A 16,140-nucleotide genomic window follows, 5' to 3' on the forward strand; every position below is an offset into this window, starting at 1 on the left:
CGTCGTTCGTCAACGCTCCCGACGTCGCCGACCCGTCCCTCGCCTACGTCCCCGAGCGCGGCCAGGCCCGGCCCGCGACGGCCGACGAGCGCGACGCAGCCCTGCGCGGCGAGCCCGTGCTCGTCGCCGGAACCACCTTGGAGGTGCGGTCATGACGATCCTCGACGACACGACGACTGCCGTGTGGACGGCCGTGTGCCGCCTCGAGGACCTCGCGCGCGAGCGCGGCGCCGCGGCGCTGCTGGACGGCGAGCAGGTCGCGGTGTTCCGGCTGGCCGACGACACCGTGCTGGCGATCCAGCAGCACGACCCGTTCAGCGACGCGTACGTGCTGGCCCGGGGCATCGTCGGTTCCCGCTCGGTGGACGGCGAGGAGGTGCCGACGGTCGCCTCGCCCATGCACAAGCAGGTGTTCGACCTGCGCACGGGCCGCTGCCTCGAGCAGGTCGGCAAGACTCCCGCCCGCGGGCTGCCCGCCGACCTGCGCACCTGGCCCGTCCGGGTCGTCGACGGGGTCGTGGAGATCGGGGTGCCGGCATGACGACGATGCTCGGGGTGGACCTGGCGGGGCGACGCGTGGTCGTCGTCGGCGGGGGACCGGTCGCCGCGCGACGCGTGCAGGGCCTGCTGGCCGACGCGGCCGCGGTCGTCGTCGTCGCGCCCGCGGTGTGCGAGCCCCTGCGTGACCTGCACCGCTGGGGCGCGGTGGAGTGGCTGGCCCACGAGGTCACGGACGCCGACCTCGAGGGCGCCTGGCTCGTGCAGACCGCCACGGGGGACCGCGCGACCGATGCAGCGGTGGTGGGCTGGGCGCACGAGCGCCGGATCTTCTGCGTCGACGCCGGTTACGCGGCCGCCGGGTCGGCCCGCACGCCCGCGACGACGCGCAGCGGCGACGTGCTCGTCGGCGTCGTGTCCGCCGGCGCGCCCGACCCGCGCCGCACCACCGTAGTGCGCGACGCCATCGCCGCGCACCTGCGCGAGGGCCACGTCGACCTGCGCTCGCACCGGCCGCGCAGCGCGGCCGACGGCCACGTCGTGCTCGTCGGCGGCGGCCCCGGCGACCTCGGCCTGCTCACGCTCGCGGGACGCCGCGCGCTCGCCTCGGCCGACGTGGTGGTCGTCGACCGCCTCGGACCGGTCGATGTGCTCGACGAGCTCGCCCCGGACGTGGAGATCATCGACGTGGGCAAGACCCCCGGCAACCACCCGGTCCCGCAGCACGAGATCGGCCGCATCCTGGTCGAGCAGGCACAGCGCGGGCGTGCCGTGGTGCGGCTCAAGGGCGGCGACCCGTTCGTCTACGGCCGCGGCGGCGAGGAGGTGCTCGCGTGTCGCGAGGCCGGTGTGCGCGTCGAGGTCATCCCGGGCGTGAGCAGCGCGTTCGCCGCGCCCGCCGCCGCGGGGATCCCGCTCACGCACCGCGGGGTGGTCGGGGCCGTGCACGTGATGAACGGGCACGACGGCTGGTCGTCGGCGGGGCTTGTCGGGCTGCGGGACGCGAGCTGCACGGTCGTGGTGCTCATGGGCGTCGCCGTGCTCGGCGCGCTGGCCGAGGGTGCGCTCGCGTTCGGGGCGGACCCCGCGACGCCCGTCGCGATCGTCGAGAGCGGCACGTTGGAGACGCAGCGGGTGACGCGTGCGACGCTCGCGTCGGTCGTCGGGGTGGCCGCCGCCGCGGGCGTGCGTGCGCCGGCGGTCATCGTCTTGGGAGCGGTCGCCGCGCCCGGGCTGTTGGGGGACGAGGCCGTGATCGCCCAGGTCGCCCCGGGTGCTCACAAGCACGACACAATGACCACGTGAACGAGCCCATCGACCAGACCCTCGCCGGGTGCGTCGTGCTCGTGACCGCCGACAGGCGATCCGCGGAGCTGTCCGCCGCGCTCACCCGTCGCGGCGCGACCGTCCGGCACGCCCCCGCGCTCGGCATGGTCCCGCACATCGACGACGCGACCCTGCTCGCCGGCACGCGCTCGCTGCTCGCCGACCCGCCGGACACGGTCGTGGTCACCACCGGGATCGGCTTCCGCGGCTGGATCGAGGCCGCCGACGCCGCGGGCCTCGCCGAGCCGCTCATCGACATGCTGCGCGGCACCCGCATCGTCGCGCGCGGGCCAAAGGCGCGTGGCGCGATCCAGGCGGCGGGCCTGACGGCCGACTGGGTCGCCGAGTCCGAGACGAGCGCCGAGATCGCGGAGGTGCTGCTCGACGAGGGCGTCGCCGGGGTCGACATCGCCGTGCAGCACCACGGCGCGGGGGCCGACGGACTCGACGAGGCGTTCCATGCCGCCGGCGCGCGGGTGCGCAGCCTCGTCGTCTACCGCTGGGGCCCACCGCCGGACCCGGCCGTCGTCGCCGCCTCCGTGCGCGCTGTGGCCGCGGGCGAGGTCGACGCGGTCGCCTTCACGTCCGCGCCCGGAGCGGCGGCGTGGCTCGCTGCGGCCGACGACGAGGGCGTGACCGAGGCGATCGTGCGCCGGTGCTCGGCCGGCGGCGTGATCATGGCCGCGGTCGGCCCGGTTACGGCCAAGCCGCTCGTCGAGCGCGGGATCGAGCCCCTCGTGCCGGACCGCGGCCGCCTCGGCGCGCTCGTGCGGCTGATCATCGGCCACTACGGCGAGCTGCAGGCGCTCGACACGATCGCCGGCCCGCTGCAGGTCCACCGCGGTGCCGCGGTCCTCGACGGTCACGTGCTCGCGCTGAGCCCGAGCGGTCTCGAGGTGCTGCGCGTCCTCGCGGCCGCGCGCGGCTCGGTCGTCCTGCGCGACCGTGTGCTCGACGTCCTGCCGGGCGACTCGCGCGACCCGCACGCGGCCGAGGTGGCGATCGCGCGGCTGCGCGAGGCGACCGGCAGCCGAGCGCTGATCCGCACCGTGGTCAAGCGCGGGTACCGGCTCGAGCTGGCGGCGCAGTCGTGACCGTCCTCGTCGGCTGCTCGCACGGCACCGACAACACGGACGGCCGCGCGGCGATCCGCACGATCCTGGCCGACGTGCGCCGGCTGCGCCCCGAGCTCGACGTGCGCGAGGCGTTCGTCGACGTGCAGATCCCGGAGGTCGCTGCGGTCGTCGCGGACGCCGTCGCGGGCGGCGGGACCGCCGTCGTCGTGCCGCTCCTGCTGTCCGTGGGCTTCCACGTGCGGGTCGACATCGCCGAGGCCGTCGACCGCGAGGGCGCGTCCGCCGCGCCCCCGCTCGGTCCCGACCCGCGGCTCGTCGCGATGCTCGTCGACCGTCTCGAGGCCGTCGGGCTCCAGCCCGACGACGCCGTCGTGCTCGCCGCCGCCGGGTCCACCGACCCCGCCGCGGCGATCGCGGTCGAGGCGGTCGCCGCAGGCCTGGCCGACGCGATCGAGAACCCGGTGACGATCGGCTACGGAGCGGGCGCCTCGCCCACCGTGCCCGCCGCGGTGACCGATGCCCGTGCTGCGCTCAGCCCGGGCGGCCGGGTCGTCGTCGCCGCCTACCTCCTGGCGCCCGGCTACTTCCACGACCGCGTGCTCGAGGCGGGCGCGGACGTGGTCACCGACGCGCTCGCGCCGGACCTGCGCCTCGCCGCGATCGTGCTCGACCGGTTCGACGACGCCCGTTAGCGGCCAGATGCCGGACACGATCTGGCGGAAAGCGCTTTCCCGCGGGTAGGAAGTCCGGATGCACACCGCCACGATTCGTCTCCCGCTCCTCGCCCTCGCTCTCGTCGGGGCACTCGCGGGCTGCACGTCTTCGCCGGATGTCGACGCGTCGGCCGCCTCGCCGTCCGCGAGCTCGTCGACGACCGCGTCCGAGGCCGCGATGCGCAGCGTGAAGGCGCCGGCCTGCCTCCCCTCGGGGACGCAGGCCGTGGCGGTGGCGTCGGGTGAGGTCACGACCGCCGTCGCCGTATCGGGAGGGGGCGAGCACGGGGTCGTCCTCGCGCCTCAGAACGGCGGGGACTGGTGTCAGTGGGCGCGCGAGGCCGAGCACCTGGTCGACGAGGGCTACCGCGTGGCGACCTTCTCCTGGCCCGACACCGGCCGAGAGGCCGGAGAGGCCGCGATGCGGTCCGCGGTCGATGCGCTGCACCAGGCGGGCGCGCCCACGGTCGCGCTCGTCGGTGCCTCCAAGGGCGGGACGTACGTCGCCGCGATGGCCGAGGAGCTCGGCGCCGTCGGCGTCGTCGCCCTGAGCCCGCCGTCGCTGTTCGAGGGCGTCGACGCGCGCTCGGTCAACTCGACGTACACCGGGCCGCTCCTGGTGATCGCAGCCCGCGACGACCGCGGCGTGGCGAGCGCCGACTCCCGGCGGGTCTCGCGCCCGGAGGAGGGGCCCTCGTTCCTGGAGATCCCCCTCGCGGCGCACGGCGTGGCGATGCTCGCCGACACCGACCACGCGGAGCACGTGACCTTCGCGATCGACGACGAGCTCACCCGCGCCTTCGCGGGCTGACGCGCGCTGGTCGCTGCTGTTCAGCGTTGCTCGCGCAGAGCGGCACCAACGTTGAACTTAAGCGATCGGACGACGAAGGGGGCGCGACCCGTAGGTCGCGCCCCCCTCGTCCAGACCGGTCAGACCCAGCGGCGCCGGACGACCGTCGCGATGCCCGCGCCGCCCACGAACAGGACGATCGCGAGGATCAGGCGGCCGAGCGAGCTGGCCCCCTCGCCGTCCGCGCCGGCGATCTCGATCGAGTACGCCGTGGCGCCGACCGCGCCCTCAGGAGCGCCCTCGGCCATGCCCTCGGTCGCGGCGCGCTCGGCGCCGGCCGTCAGCACGGCGTACTGCGCGCCGTAGGACTGCGCCGTCTTCTCGCCCGAGGCGACCACCTGGCTGGTGCCCTCGTCGGACAGCTGCTGCGAGCCGTCGACAAGCTGCGGTGCGCCGTCCGCGGCCTTGGCCGCGCCGTCGGAGAGCTTCGACGAGCCGTCCGCCGCCTTGGCGATGCCGTCGGCCAGCTGGGAGGAGCCGGACGCGGCGGTGTCGAGTCCGTCGGAGAGCTGGGTCGCTCCGGTCGACAACTTCTCGACGCCCACGGCGACCTTGCGGGAACCGGTCGTGGCCTGGAGCATCCCGTCGTACAGGCGACCTGAGCCCTCGGCGGCACCGATCGCGCCGTCGGCCAGCAGACCCGCTCCGTCAGCAGCGTCAGCGGCGCCGTCGGCGAGGTCCGCCGAGCCGTCCGCCGCGTCGTTGATGCCGGAAGACAACGTGGTCGACCCCGCGGCGGCGGTGATCAGGCCGTCCTTGAGGTCGTTGGACCCCTTGGCTGCATCCGAGATGCCGGTCGACAGCGTCGTCGACCCGACAGCTGCGGCGTCGATGCCGCCCTTGAGGTCAGACGAACCCGCGGCGAGCTTCTTCGCACCGTCGGAGAGGGCAGTCGCGCCAGTGGCGGCGGTCGCCAGCCCCCCGGACAGCGTGGCCGACCCCGTTGCGGCGTCGGACACACCGCTCGAGAGCGCGTCGGCGCCGGTGTGGAGGGACTTGGCCCCCGTCGCGAGGGCCGAGAGCCCGGCGGCGAGCGAGTTGCCGCCGGTCGTCAGCTGACCCGACCCCGCCTGCAGGCCGTGGACGCCGCCGCGCAGCGTCTTGTCGGTGGGCGTGTCGCTGGCGCCACCGACCGCGCCCTGGACGCTGGTGACGACGGTGGTCAGGAGCGTCGCGAGACCTTCGTCGGCGCTCTTCAGGCCGCCGGCGACGGACGTGAGCCCAGCCGCGAGAGATCCGAAGCTGCCGTCCGCGTCGGTGAGCCCCATGGCGACGCTGGACACACCGGCGCCGTAGGTGGCCAGCGAGTCGGCGTCCTTCTGGAGGTCGGCGATCGAGGCGCGCAGGGTGGCTGCGTCGTCGGTGTCCAGCGTCTTCGCGAGCGCCTCGAGCGACGCCAGCTCGGCCGAGATGCTGGCGGCCTTGGCGCTCGTGCCCTGTCCCAGGCCCGTCGAGCTCGTCGCCGCACCCGCCACGCCTGCCCGGAGCTTGGCGAGGCCATCGCGCAGCGTGCCCGTCTGGCCCTCCGCGCCGAGCGCCGTCCGGAGCGAGCCGAGGCCGTCGGTCAGCGACTTCGCGCTGGCCGGCACGCCGCCGATCGTCGAGCTGAGCTTGGCGAGCCCGGCGTCGAGCTGGTCGAGCCCGTCGGACACCTGCTCGAGCCCGGCCAGCAGCGCCGGGGCGCCTGCGGTCGCGGAGTTGAGCCCGTCGTCGAGCGACTTGGCACCGGCCGCCAGTGCAGCGGCGCCCGGCTTGACCTTGGTGGTCAGCGCGTCGCTCAGCTGGGCGGCACCGGGAGCGAGCTGAGTGTTGAGGCCGCCGGCCAAGTTCGCAGCGCCCGGCGCGAGCTGGGCGTTGAGGCCGTCGCTCAGCTGGGCCGCACCGGGAGCGAGCTTCTCGTTCAGGCCGGCCGCGAGGGCGGCCGCACCTGGCTTGGCCTTGGCGTTGAGCCCGGCCGCGAGCAGCGCAGCTCCGGGGGACAGCTTGTCGTTGAGGCCGTCGGCGAGGGCGGCCGCGCCGGGCTTGGCCTTGGCGTTGAGACCGGCCGCGAGCAGCGCCGCTCCGGGCGAGAGCTTGTCGTTGAGGCCATCGGCGAGGGTAGCGAGCCCGGGGGCGAGCTTCTCGTTCAGACCCGAGGCGAGGCTGCCGACGCCGGGGGTCAGCTTGTCGTCGAGCGCGTCGGCGAGGGCACCGGCGCCCGGAGCCGCCTGGGCCAGGCCGTCGGCGATCTTGTCCGCTCCGGGCGCGAGCTTGTCGTTGAGACCCGCGGCGAGCTGGGCGGAGCCCGGCTTGGCGTCGTCGTTGAGCCCGTCGGACAGCTGGTCGGCGCCGTCGCTGAGCTGCAGGAGGCCGCCGAGGAGCTGCGCGGCGCCGTCGTGCAGCTTGAGCAGGTTCTCGTCGATCGTGCCGGCGCCCGAGGTGAGCGTGATGCCGCTGTCGGCGCCGGCCTTGTAGGCGGCTGAGCCCTTCTTGAACGACGGGTAGTCGAGCGGCGAGACCGGCATCGACGTGAGCGAGGCCGACGGCACGACGCCGTGGCTGATCTGCGCCGAGTAGCCGAACTCGGCCGTCGCGGTGCCGATCGGCGGGAACAGGGTCATCTGGAACGTCATGCGCGTGCCGCCGCGGCCGTCGCCCGCCATGCCGGCCTCGTCGGAGTGCACGGCGGTGAACGACGAGGGCAGCACGGTGACGAGCTGGCCGATCATCGGGATGACGGTGGTCTCCGTCGAGGTCTTCATGACGCCGTGGCCGTCGTCGTACGTGACCGACTGCTGCTTGGCCGTCTCGTTGGTGACCGTGAAGTGGACCTCGAGCAGGCCGGACTCGCCGACGACCGCGCCCGGCTTCACGGGCTTGCCGTCCAGCGTGTAGGTGATCTTCACCGACAGCGGCAGGGCCTTGCCGTAGTCGCTGACCGAGCGCAGGCGTCGCTCGCCGTCGACGCTGACCTGCGCGACGACGTTGCCGTCGACGACGCGGTAGCCGCCGAAGCCGTCGAGGTTGCGCAGGCCGCTCGTCGAGACGGGGTTGTTGATCGTCGTCGTGCCGTGCCCGCTGAGCGCGAGCTGCTCGTAGATGCGGGCGTCCTTGAGGGAGCCGGTCGCGTCGAGGTGGGCCTGGACGGTCTCGGTGTTGGTCACCGAGACGTCGCCGCTGTCCGCCGCGAGGGCGGGCGCGGCGGAGGTCCCGACGAGCAGGGGGACCGCGGCGAGGGCGGCGGCGGTGGTGAGAGTGGTGCGGCGCACGTCAGGCCTCCGGGCGGGGCTGCAGGGGAAGGTACGGGGCGATGCCGGGCCGACGAGACTCGGCGGGCCGCTCGACGCGCGGCGTCCCGGTCGCGGGCGTCTCGGCGGACATCGCGTTCGCGGTCTCGCGCTCGGCCTGCGGCTCGGCCGCGGGGGCCGTCTCGACGTGACGCGCCTGGGCGCGCTCGAGCTCACGCTCGCGCTCGACCTGCGGGCCGAGCAGCGACGTGGCGACGAAGCCCGCACCGGCGGCGACGAGGATCGAGGTGGCCGTGGCGGCCGACGAGGAGATGAAGGCGGTCGGGTCGGCGGCGTACGTGGTCTCGTACGCACCGGCCATCGCGGCGGCACCGAGCAGCGTCGCCCACAGCGGCAGCTTGCCGCGGGTCGCGGCGCCGACGGCGAGGCACACGAGCAGCACGATCAGGACCGCGATCGCGCGGCCAGCCGTCGCGTCGGGGAACACGGCGGCGCGCAGGGCGTAGCCCAGCCACGCGGCCAGGAAGCCGATGACGAACGCGCCGGCACGCTGCGCGGGGGAGCGGTCCGGCACGAGGCCGAGGGCCCCGCCGAGCGCGCCACCGAGCAGCGCGACGCCCTCGGTGTCGAGCCCGAGGGCGTCGGAGAGAACGACGAGCAACGTCGTCAGGACGGCAAGGACGAGCCCCGCCACGATGTAACGCCTCATGACCACCTCGATGTGGTGAACCTCTGGAACGACCGGTTGACAGGTCCGTCCAGGGCAGGGGTTCGCGCACGCTTCGTCGCCGTTGACGACCGCGCGCGGACCCTGCCCGGGACGAGACCGCGGTCTGTCTACCAGGCGCCCAAACACCTGGGCCATGAGGTACTAGGTAAAACCGGGCGGGTACTAGGTAACTGTTACGCGCCTGTGACCTGCGCCACTCGGGCGCAAGGCGTCAGAGGTAGCGCAGCGGGTCGAACTCCTCGAGCGGGATGATCCGCAGGCGCGGCAGCTGCACGTTGAACGCCTTGACGTCGTACTCGAGGTCGAACGTCTGCAGGCCGCGCGCGGTGAGCGAGGCGAGGGCGCCGCTGGTGAACTCGCGGAACGCGAGGAGCCCCACCCGACGGTCCTCGTCGTCGACGAGCGCCTCGACCTCGGGCGCGAAGTCGCCGTCGTGGCTCGCGAGCAGCACGTCGCCCTCGCGCAGCGCGATCGCCGCGAGCGTGCGCTTGATGCCGATGTCGACGACCTTCTCGTACGACTCGCCGGACAGCGGGATGACCTGGTACTCCATGGCGGTCAGCGCCTGGATGAACTGCATCGGCAGCGAGCCGTTGGAGGCGTTGAGGAAGAACAGCGCCTTGACGGGCTGCGCCCACTCCTGCCGAGCGAACGTCATGATCCGGTCCCAGCGGGGACGCTGGTCCGGCGTCGGCCGGCCGCCGAAGATGCTCGACCCGAGGGTGGCGTCGATGTTCTCGCCGTCGACGATCACGTAGGTGGTGCGGACCGCGTCCTCGGTGCTCATGCCGTCAATGTAGTGGGGCGAGCGGGGAACATCACCGGATGTCGCCCTGTTGGTCCATGCGTACGCATGGAACGGAGGACGGATGACCGACGACGGTCGCAAGGAACCCAGCACGCGCGAGGCCGCGCTCGCCTGGGAGTCGCTGTTCCGCGCGCAGGTGGCGCTCATGCGCCGGTTCCAGCGCGACGACGTGTGGGGACCGCTGACCATCCGCGAGTACGACGTGCTCTTCACGCTGTCGGGCTGCCCCGGCGGCTCGGCACGGCTGCGCGAGCTCGCGGAGAACAGCCTCCTCACCCAGCCGAGCCTGTCCCGCCTGGTCGAGCGGCTCGAGGTCGACGGCTGGGTCACGCGCGGGCCGGTCGAGGGCGACGGGCGCGGCGTCGCGGTGACGCTGACGCCCGCGGGCACCGAGCTGCAGCGCGAGGTCGGCCGCCGCCACGCGCGCTCGATCCGGCACTTCGTCGGCGGAGCGCTCGACGCCGACGAGCTCGCGACGATGAAGGCGCTCACCGACAAGCTGCGTGCGGCCCAGGCGGGCATCCCCGACGCCTGACGGGACCTCCGGCCCACGCGCCTGGCACACCCGCCACGGACGATGGAGACCGAGGACAGGAGGTGTGCGGTGGGAGCGTGGGTGCTGGTGGCCGTGGCGTCGCGCCACGGAGCGACGTTGGAGATCGGGGAGGCGGTCGCGCGCGTGCTGCGGGCGCGGGGCAACGCCGTCGACGTCCGTGCGGTCGAGGACGTCACCGACATCGTGGCCTACGACGCGGTCGTCGTCGGCTCCGCGGTGTACACCGCGCACTGGTTGCCCGCCGCGCGCGAGCTCGTCGCCGAGCACCGCGACGCACTGACGACGCGACCCGTCTGGTTCTTCTCCTCGGGCCTGGCCACGCAGCCGGCCGCCGCGGCGAACTCGCCGCACGAGCTCGCCGCGCTCGCGACCTCGGTCGGCGCGCGGGGGCACCGCAGCTTCCGCGGTCGGCTCGACCGATCGGTGCTGAGCTTCACCGAGCGCGCGATCATCGCCGGCGCGCGCGGCCGGGACGGCGACCACAGGGACTTCCTCGCGATCGAGCGGTGGGCGGGCGAGGTCGCGGACGCACTGGCCGACGAGCGCGCGTCGGTCTGAGCGCGGCCCGTCAGGGCTCAGCCCTGCAGCGCGGGCTCAGCCCCGCAGTGCCCGCAGCTCGGCGGCGACGGCGGTCAGTGGTGGCCGGTCGGCAGCGTCGGCGGCGGTCATCGCGGTGATCAGCCGCACCCAGTCGCGGCCCAGGTCCGCCGGGACGGGCACCGGTCCGAGCAGGCGCGCGAGCGAGCTCGCGAGGGGCGCGCCGGGGTAGGTCCGGGACCCGGTGCGGCACTCGAGCAGCACCAGGCCGAGCGAGTAGACGTCCGAGGCCGGCCCGACGACCTGGCCGAGTGCCTGCTCCGGCGAGTGGTAGGACGCCGTGCCCGACGAGACCGACGGCCCGCGGTTCGCCGGACCCGACCGCGTGCGCGTCGAGGCGATGCCGAAGTCGGCCAGCACGACGGTGAGCACGGGCTGGTCCATGACCACGGGCGCGCCATCGGGCTCGGCGACCAGCACGTTGGAGGGCTTCACGTCGCGGTGCACCACACCGGCGGCGTGCGCGTGGGCGAGCGCGACGGCGAGCTGGTGGCCGACCTCGGCCGTGATCCCCGGGGGCAGGGGGCCACCGGCGATGGTGTCGCGCAGCGTCGTGCCCTCGATGAGCTCCATCGCGAGGTAGGCGACGGGGCCGAGCGTCGGGTCCTGGTCGGCGCCCACGTCGAACAGCGCCACGAGGCCGGGGTGCCGCAGGCCCGCGAGGACCCGCGCCTCCTGGGCGTACTGGCGCACGTCCTGGGGGGAGGCGTCGTCGAGCGTGAAGACCTTGAGCGCGACGGGGCGCCCGAGCCGGAGGTCGATCGCCCGGAAGACCTCGCCCGAGCCGCCGGAGCCGAGCCGGGACGTGATGCGGTAGCGCCGCCCGAGCGTCGTGACGGCGGGCTGGGGGCGGCCCGAGAGCTCGGTGTTCGTGGGATGTCCCGTCGTCCGCGGAGGGCACGCCCTCGCTGTCCTGTCCTACCTCTCGCAACGTAGGCGAGCGACGCGCGGTGCGCACCATGAGAGCGTGATCTCCCCGGGTGGAATTCGACACGGTGAGCAGACGCGCCCGTGAACCGCTTGCAACGATCTGCAAGCAACTTGCAGTCCGGACCCGTAGAGTGACGGTCATGTCACGGCGTCTCGCAGAGGTTGCACGCAAGGTCGGAGTCTCCGAGGCGACGGTCAGCCGGGTGCTGAACGGCAAGCCGGGGGTCTCCGAGCAGACCCGCGAGGCCGTGCTGACGGCGCTCGACGTGCTCGGCTACGAGCGCCCCACCAAGCTGCGCGGCGAGCGCGCGCGCCTCGTCGGGCTCGTGCTGCCCGAGCTGCAGAACCCGATCTTCCCCGCGTTCGCCGAGGTCGTCGGCGGCGCACTGGCGCAGCAGGGCTTCACGCCGGTGCTGTGCACGCAGACCGCCGGGGGAGTCTCCGAGGCCGACTACGTCGAGCTGCTGCTCGGCCAGCAGGTCTCCGGCATCGTGTTCGCGGGCGGCAACTACGCGCAGCGCGACGCCGTGCACGGCCACTACGAGCGCCTGACCGGCAGGAACCTGCCTGTCGTGCTCATCAACGCCTCGATCGAGGACCTGCCGTTCCCGCGCGTCTCGTGCGACGACGAGGTCGCGATCGAGCAGGCCCTCGGGCACCTCGCCTCGCTCGGCCACACGAGCGTGGGCCTGGTCCTCGGGCCCCACGACCACGTGCCGTCCGAGCGCAAGCTGCACGCCGCGAAGCTCGCGTCCGAGCGCCTCGGCATCGACCTCGGCGAGCGCCACGTGGTGCGCTCGGCGTACTCCCTCGAGAGCGGCCAGGCTGCTGCGACGCGCCTGATCAAGGAGGGTGTCACCGGCATCGTGTGCGCGAGCGACCCCCTCGCGCTCGGAGCGATCAGGGCCGCCCGACGCGCCGGCCTGCGCGTGCCGGAGGACATCTCGATCGTCGGGTACGACGACTCCGCCTTCATGAACTGCACCGAGCCGCCGCTGACCACGGTGCGCCAGCCCATCGAGCCGATGGGGCGCGCCGCGATCGACCTGCTGGTCAACCAGATCAACGGCGGGTCCGTGCCCCAGGAGGAGCTGCTCTTCGAGCCCGAGCTCGTGGTGCGCGGCTCGACGGGCCCGGCCCCCGTCCGGGCGCCGGTTCCCGTCCCCTGACCTCGTCGGGCGCACGATGCCCGACCTCGACGACCACCGCCCGGTCGCACGCGCCGCGCGTCGGCGCGCGGCCGGGCCTCGTCGGCCGGGTCCTTGGTGGTGCAGGAACCGCTGTACGCACCGCCGCTTGCCCGACTTCCGCTTGCGTCCGTGTCCCGCACTGCGCAACGGCCTTTGCAGCCCACGTGACCAGCACCCTTGTGTCCTGCGTCACGCCAGCGCCCGACAGGTTCTCATCGAGTTCGATCTGGCCTTCGGTCACGCTTCGATAACTGTCCTGTCATGTTCTTGCGTACTTCTCGTTCGGTCCTTTAGTGTCGTCCACGACAGAGACGTCCTCGGGTGTCGAGCGCCGGTCACGGTGCGCGGCGGATGGGCGGCGGATCTGCCGCAGACATCGACCCACCGGCCACGACGACGTCGTCGGCCCACGAGAGACGAGCTCCCCGTGGCGCACGCCCAGCCCGAGACCGACCCCACGTGGTGGCGCGGCGCCGTGATCTACCAGGTCTACCCGCGCAGCTTCGCCGACGGGAACAGTGACGGCACGGGCGACCTCGCCGGCCTGCGGGCGCGCCTGCCCTACCTGCGCGACCTCGGCGTCGACGCGATCTGGGTGACCCCCTGGTACGTCTCCCCGCTGGCCGACGGCGGCTACGACGTCGCCGACTACCGCGCGATCGACCCGGCGTTCGGCACGCTCGAGGAGGCCGAGTCCGTCGTCGAAGAGGCCCTCGCGCTCGGCATCCGCACGATCATCGACATCGTCCCCAACCACGTCTCCGACCAGCACGCATGGTTCCAGGCGGCCCTCGCCGCCGGCCCGGGCGCCCCGGAGCGCGACCGGTTCTGGTTCCACCCCGGCAAGGGCGAGCACGGCGAGGTCATCCCGACGGGCTGGGTCTCCGACTTCCAGGGCAACACCTGGACGCGCACGACGAACCCCGACGGCACGCCCGGCGAGTGGTACCTGCACCTGTTCGCGCCGCAGCAGCCCGACCTCAACTGGGACCACCCCGAGGTGCGCGCCGAGTTCGAGGACGTGCTCCGGTTCTGGTTCGACCGCGGCGTGGCCGGGATCCGGATCGACTCCGCGGCCCTGCTGATCAAGGACGCGACGCTCCCGGAGTACGCCGAGCACGTCGTCCCCGGGAACCACCCGCACGTGGACCGCGACGAGATCCACGACGTCTACCGCTCGTGGCGCGCGGTCGCCGACTCCTACGAGGGCACGCGCGTGCTCGTCGGCGAGGTCTGGCTGCAGGACCGCGCGCGGTTCGCGCAGTACCTGCGGCCCGACGAGATGCACACGGCCTTCAACTTCGACTTCATGGCCCGCCCCTGGGACGCCAAGCAGCTGCGCGAGTCGATCGACATGACGATCGCGGCGCACGGCCCCGTCGGGGCGCCCGCCACCTGGGTGCTGTCCAACCACGACGTGACCCGTCCCGTGACCCGCTACGGCCGCGAGGACAGCTCGTTCGCGTTCACGGCCAAACGCTTCGGCACGCCGACGGACCTCGAGGCCGGTCGCCGCCGCGCCCGTGCCGCCGCGCTGCTGACCGCCGCCCTGCCCGGCTCGCTCTACCTCTACCAGGGCGACGAGCTCGGGCTGCCCGAGGTCGAGGACCTGCCGCGCGAGCTGCTGCAGGACCCCATGCACTTCCGCTCCGAGGGCGTCGACCCCGGCCGCGACGGGTGCCGCGTGCCCCTGCCGTGGGCGGGGGCGCAGGCGCCGTACGGCTTCAGCCCCGACGGCGCGGAGCCCACGTGGCTGCCGCAGCCCGCGGACTGGGCGGACCTGACCGTGCAGGCGCAGTCGTCGGACGCGACGTCGATGCTGCACCTGTACCGCGACGTGCTGGCCCACCGGCGCGCCGAGCCGTCGCTGGGCGACGGACCCATGACGTGGCTCGACAGCGACGACGACGTCCTCGCCTTCTCCCGGGGTGACGTCGCGTGCGTCGTCAACCTCGGCCACGAGCCGGCCGACCTGCCGGCGCACACCGATCTCCTGCTCGCGAGCGCCCCGCTCGTGGCAGGCAAGCTGCCACGCGACACCGCCGTGTGGCTCCGCACCACCAGCTAGCACGACCCAGAGCACCCGCGCGGTCCGGAGCGTCCCGCAGTAGCCCCGGCCCGAACGGCAGCACGACACGCAAGTCACCGCAGTTCCCCGCACAGAAGTTCCCCATCACGGCCCTGGCACAGGTCAGGACGTACCTCACGAAGGAGTGACGATGAGGTTCAATCGCACCACCGCGCTCGTCATGGCCGGGACGATGTCCCTCGGCCTGCTGGCGGCGTGCAGCAACGACGAGGACCCGAAGGCTGACGACAGCGGAAGCCCGTCCGCCTCTGCCGACCCGAACGCGCCCGTGGAGATCACGGTCGCGGGTCTGCTCCCGACGGCCGACGACGCTGCGAAGCAGCAGCTCGCGGACCGCATCACCGCGTTCCAGGAGAAGTACCCGAACATCACGGTGAAGTCCGAGGACTACGAGTGGAAGAACTCGACGTTCACCACCCAGCTCGCCGGCGGCACGCTGCCGAACGTCTTCGAGATCCCGCTGACGGACGGCAAGACGCTGATCGAGAACGGCCAGCTGGCCGACATCGACCAGTACGTGAAGGCCCTGCCCTACGGCAGCGACTTCAACCCGGCGCTGCTGGCCAACGGCCAGGGCTCGGACGGCAAGATCTACGCCGTCCCCGCCAAGTCGATCTACGCGGTCGCGCTGCACTACAACCGCAAGCTGTTCACGGATGCGGGTCTCGACCCGAACAAGCCGCCGACGACGTGGGACGAGGTTCGTGCCGACGCCAAGGCGATCCACGACAAGACGGGTGTCGCGGGCTACGCCACGATGGCGCTCGACGCGTCGGGTGGCTGGCAGCTCGCTGCCGGCGCCAACTCGCGCGGCGGCCTCATCGAGACCTCGGCCGGCGACGGCAAGTACACCGCCACCCTCACCGACCCCGCGGTCAAGGCCCACCTCGAGTGGCTCAAGGCCCTGCGGTGGGAGGACAACTCGCTGCTCGCCCGCGCCGACCTCGGCTGGGGTGAGATCAACGCCGCGTTCGGCGGTGGCGAGCTCGCGATGTACACGTCGGGCTCCGACGTCTACAACGCGCTGGTCGAGGGCAACGGCGTCACGGCCGACTGGGGTTACGGCCTGACGGCGATCCCCACCGACAACGGTGGCGGCGCGCTGACGGGTGGCACCCTGGCCGCCGTCACGAAGGACTCGACGGACGCCCAGAAGGACGCCGCGGTCAAGTGGATCGACTGGTGGTACCTGTCCAAGCTGCAGGACCAGACGCAGGCGGTCGCGGACGCGAAGACCCGCGCCGAGGCCGACCCGGCGCAGGCCGTCGGCACGCCCGTTCTCCCCATCTTCAGCGAGGAGAACTACAAGGAGTCGCAGGGGTGGATCAAGGACTACATCAACGTCCCCCTCGACGACATGAAGGGCTACACCGACGTCATGTTCACGCAGAAGCTGGTTCCTGAGGCCTCGGCCTCGGTCCAGGACCTGTACAACGCGCTGTTCCCCGTGGTGCAGGCCGTCATCACGGACAAGAACGCCGACGTCGACAAGCTGCTCGACGAGGCGAACAAGACCGGCCAGGCTGCGATCGACGCCGCCGGCTGATCCG

The 16,140-nt window shown here is 73.4% G+C and carries 14 protein-coding genes; 10 read left to right on the top strand and 4 right to left on the bottom strand.

All coding sequences use genetic code 11. The features are described from left to right. Window positions 1-151 precede the first annotated feature (151 nt). The 5 genes from nirD to D1825_RS13830 are packed head-to-tail and all read left to right on the top strand — an operon-like array spanning window position 152 to window position 4,424. On the top strand, window positions 152-541 hold the full coding sequence (nirD, locus tag D1825_RS13810; protein WP_118767991.1) for a nitrite reductase small subunit NirD: 390 nt from the start codon (window positions 152-154) through the stop codon (window positions 539-541). Next, window positions 538-1,803 (top strand): uroporphyrinogen-III C-methyltransferase, encoded by a 1,266-nt coding sequence (cobA, locus tag D1825_RS13815; RefSeq protein ID WP_118767992.1) that lies wholly within the window; start codon window positions 538-540, stop codon window positions 1,801-1,803. The genes nirD and cobA overlap by 4 nt, the downstream gene beginning before the upstream one ends. Further along, the gene (locus D1825_RS13820; protein ID WP_118767993.1) at window positions 1,800-2,918 is read left to right on the top strand and encodes a uroporphyrinogen-III synthase; all 1,119 of its coding nucleotides are present in this window, start codon (window positions 1,800-1,802) and stop codon (window positions 2,916-2,918) included. Before cobA ends, D1825_RS13820 begins: the two co-directional genes overlap by 4 nt. Next, a complete protein-coding gene (locus D1825_RS13825) occupies window positions 2,915-3,592 on the top strand; it encodes a sirohydrochlorin chelatase (RefSeq protein ID WP_118767994.1) in 678 nt (225 codons plus the stop codon). Before D1825_RS13820 ends, D1825_RS13825 begins: the two co-directional genes overlap by 4 nt. Window positions 3,593-3,650: 58 nt before the next feature. Beyond that, the gene (locus D1825_RS13830) at window positions 3,651-4,424 is read left to right on the top strand and encodes an alpha/beta hydrolase (protein WP_118767995.1); all 774 of its coding nucleotides are present in this window, start codon (window positions 3,651-3,653) and stop codon (window positions 4,422-4,424) included. 119 nt (window positions 4,425-4,543) lie between these two features. Here D1825_RS13830 and D1825_RS13835 read toward each other — a convergent pair whose 3' ends face one another. The 3 genes from D1825_RS13835 to D1825_RS13845 all read right to left on the bottom strand — a co-directional run bounded on the left by D1825_RS13835 (window position 4,544) and on the right by D1825_RS13845 (window position 9,207). Further along, complete coding sequence (locus tag D1825_RS13835) at window positions 4,544-7,711, bottom strand: hypothetical protein (RefSeq protein WP_118767996.1); 3,168 nt, start codon at window positions 7,709-7,711, stop codon at window positions 4,544-4,546. A gap of 1 nt (window position 7,712) precedes the next feature. Then, the gene (locus D1825_RS13840) at window positions 7,713-8,399 is read right to left on the bottom strand and encodes a hypothetical protein (protein ID WP_118767997.1); all 687 of its coding nucleotides are present in this window, start codon (window positions 8,397-8,399) and stop codon (window positions 7,713-7,715) included. Window positions 8,400-8,631: 232 nt separating this feature from the next. After that, a complete protein-coding gene (locus tag D1825_RS13845; protein WP_118767998.1) occupies window positions 8,632-9,207 on the bottom strand; it encodes an NYN domain-containing protein in 576 nt (191 codons plus the stop codon). Between the two features lie 82 nt (window positions 9,208-9,289). Between D1825_RS13845 and D1825_RS13850 the strand changes: the two genes are divergently transcribed. Beyond that, the gene (locus tag D1825_RS13850; RefSeq protein WP_118767999.1) at window positions 9,290-9,763 is read left to right on the top strand and encodes a MarR family winged helix-turn-helix transcriptional regulator; all 474 of its coding nucleotides are present in this window, start codon (window positions 9,290-9,292) and stop codon (window positions 9,761-9,763) included. A 42-nt stretch (window positions 9,764-9,805) separates the two neighbouring features. Beyond that, window positions 9,806-10,342 (top strand): flavodoxin domain-containing protein, encoded by a 537-nt coding sequence (locus D1825_RS13855; RefSeq protein ID WP_118768000.1) that lies wholly within the window; start codon window positions 9,806-9,808, stop codon window positions 10,340-10,342. A gap of 36 nt (window positions 10,343-10,378) precedes the next feature. Here the strand turns inward: D1825_RS13855 and D1825_RS13860 are convergent, their stop codons facing one another. Next, a complete protein-coding gene (locus D1825_RS13860) occupies window positions 10,379-11,191 on the bottom strand; it encodes a serine/threonine-protein kinase (protein ID WP_118768001.1) in 813 nt (270 codons plus the stop codon). Between the two features lie 260 nt (window positions 11,192-11,451). Between D1825_RS13860 and D1825_RS13865 the strand changes: the two genes are divergently transcribed. The 3 genes from D1825_RS13865 to D1825_RS13875 all read left to right on the top strand — a co-directional run bounded on the left by D1825_RS13865 (window position 11,452) and on the right by D1825_RS13875 (window position 16,136). After that, window positions 11,452-12,480: a LacI family DNA-binding transcriptional regulator gene (locus D1825_RS13865; protein WP_118768025.1), complete on the top strand. Its 1,029-nt coding sequence runs from the start codon at window positions 11,452-11,454 to the stop codon at window positions 12,478-12,480. A 448-nt stretch (window positions 12,481-12,928) separates the two neighbouring features. Beyond that, entirely contained in the window at window positions 12,929-14,569 is a 1,641-nt protein-coding gene (locus D1825_RS13870; protein ID WP_199721601.1) for a glycoside hydrolase family 13 protein, read from the top strand. 151 nt (window positions 14,570-14,720) lie between these two features. Beyond that, complete coding sequence (locus D1825_RS13875; RefSeq protein ID WP_118768026.1) at window positions 14,721-16,136, top strand: ABC transporter substrate-binding protein; 1,416 nt, start codon at window positions 14,721-14,723, stop codon at window positions 16,134-16,136. The last annotated feature ends 4 nt before the right edge of the window (window positions 16,137-16,140 follow it).

This window comes from Cellulomonas rhizosphaerae (assembly GCF_003470205.1).
Taxonomy (GTDB): domain Bacteria; phylum Actinomycetota; class Actinomycetes; order Actinomycetales; family Cellulomonadaceae; genus Cellulomonas; species Cellulomonas rhizosphaerae.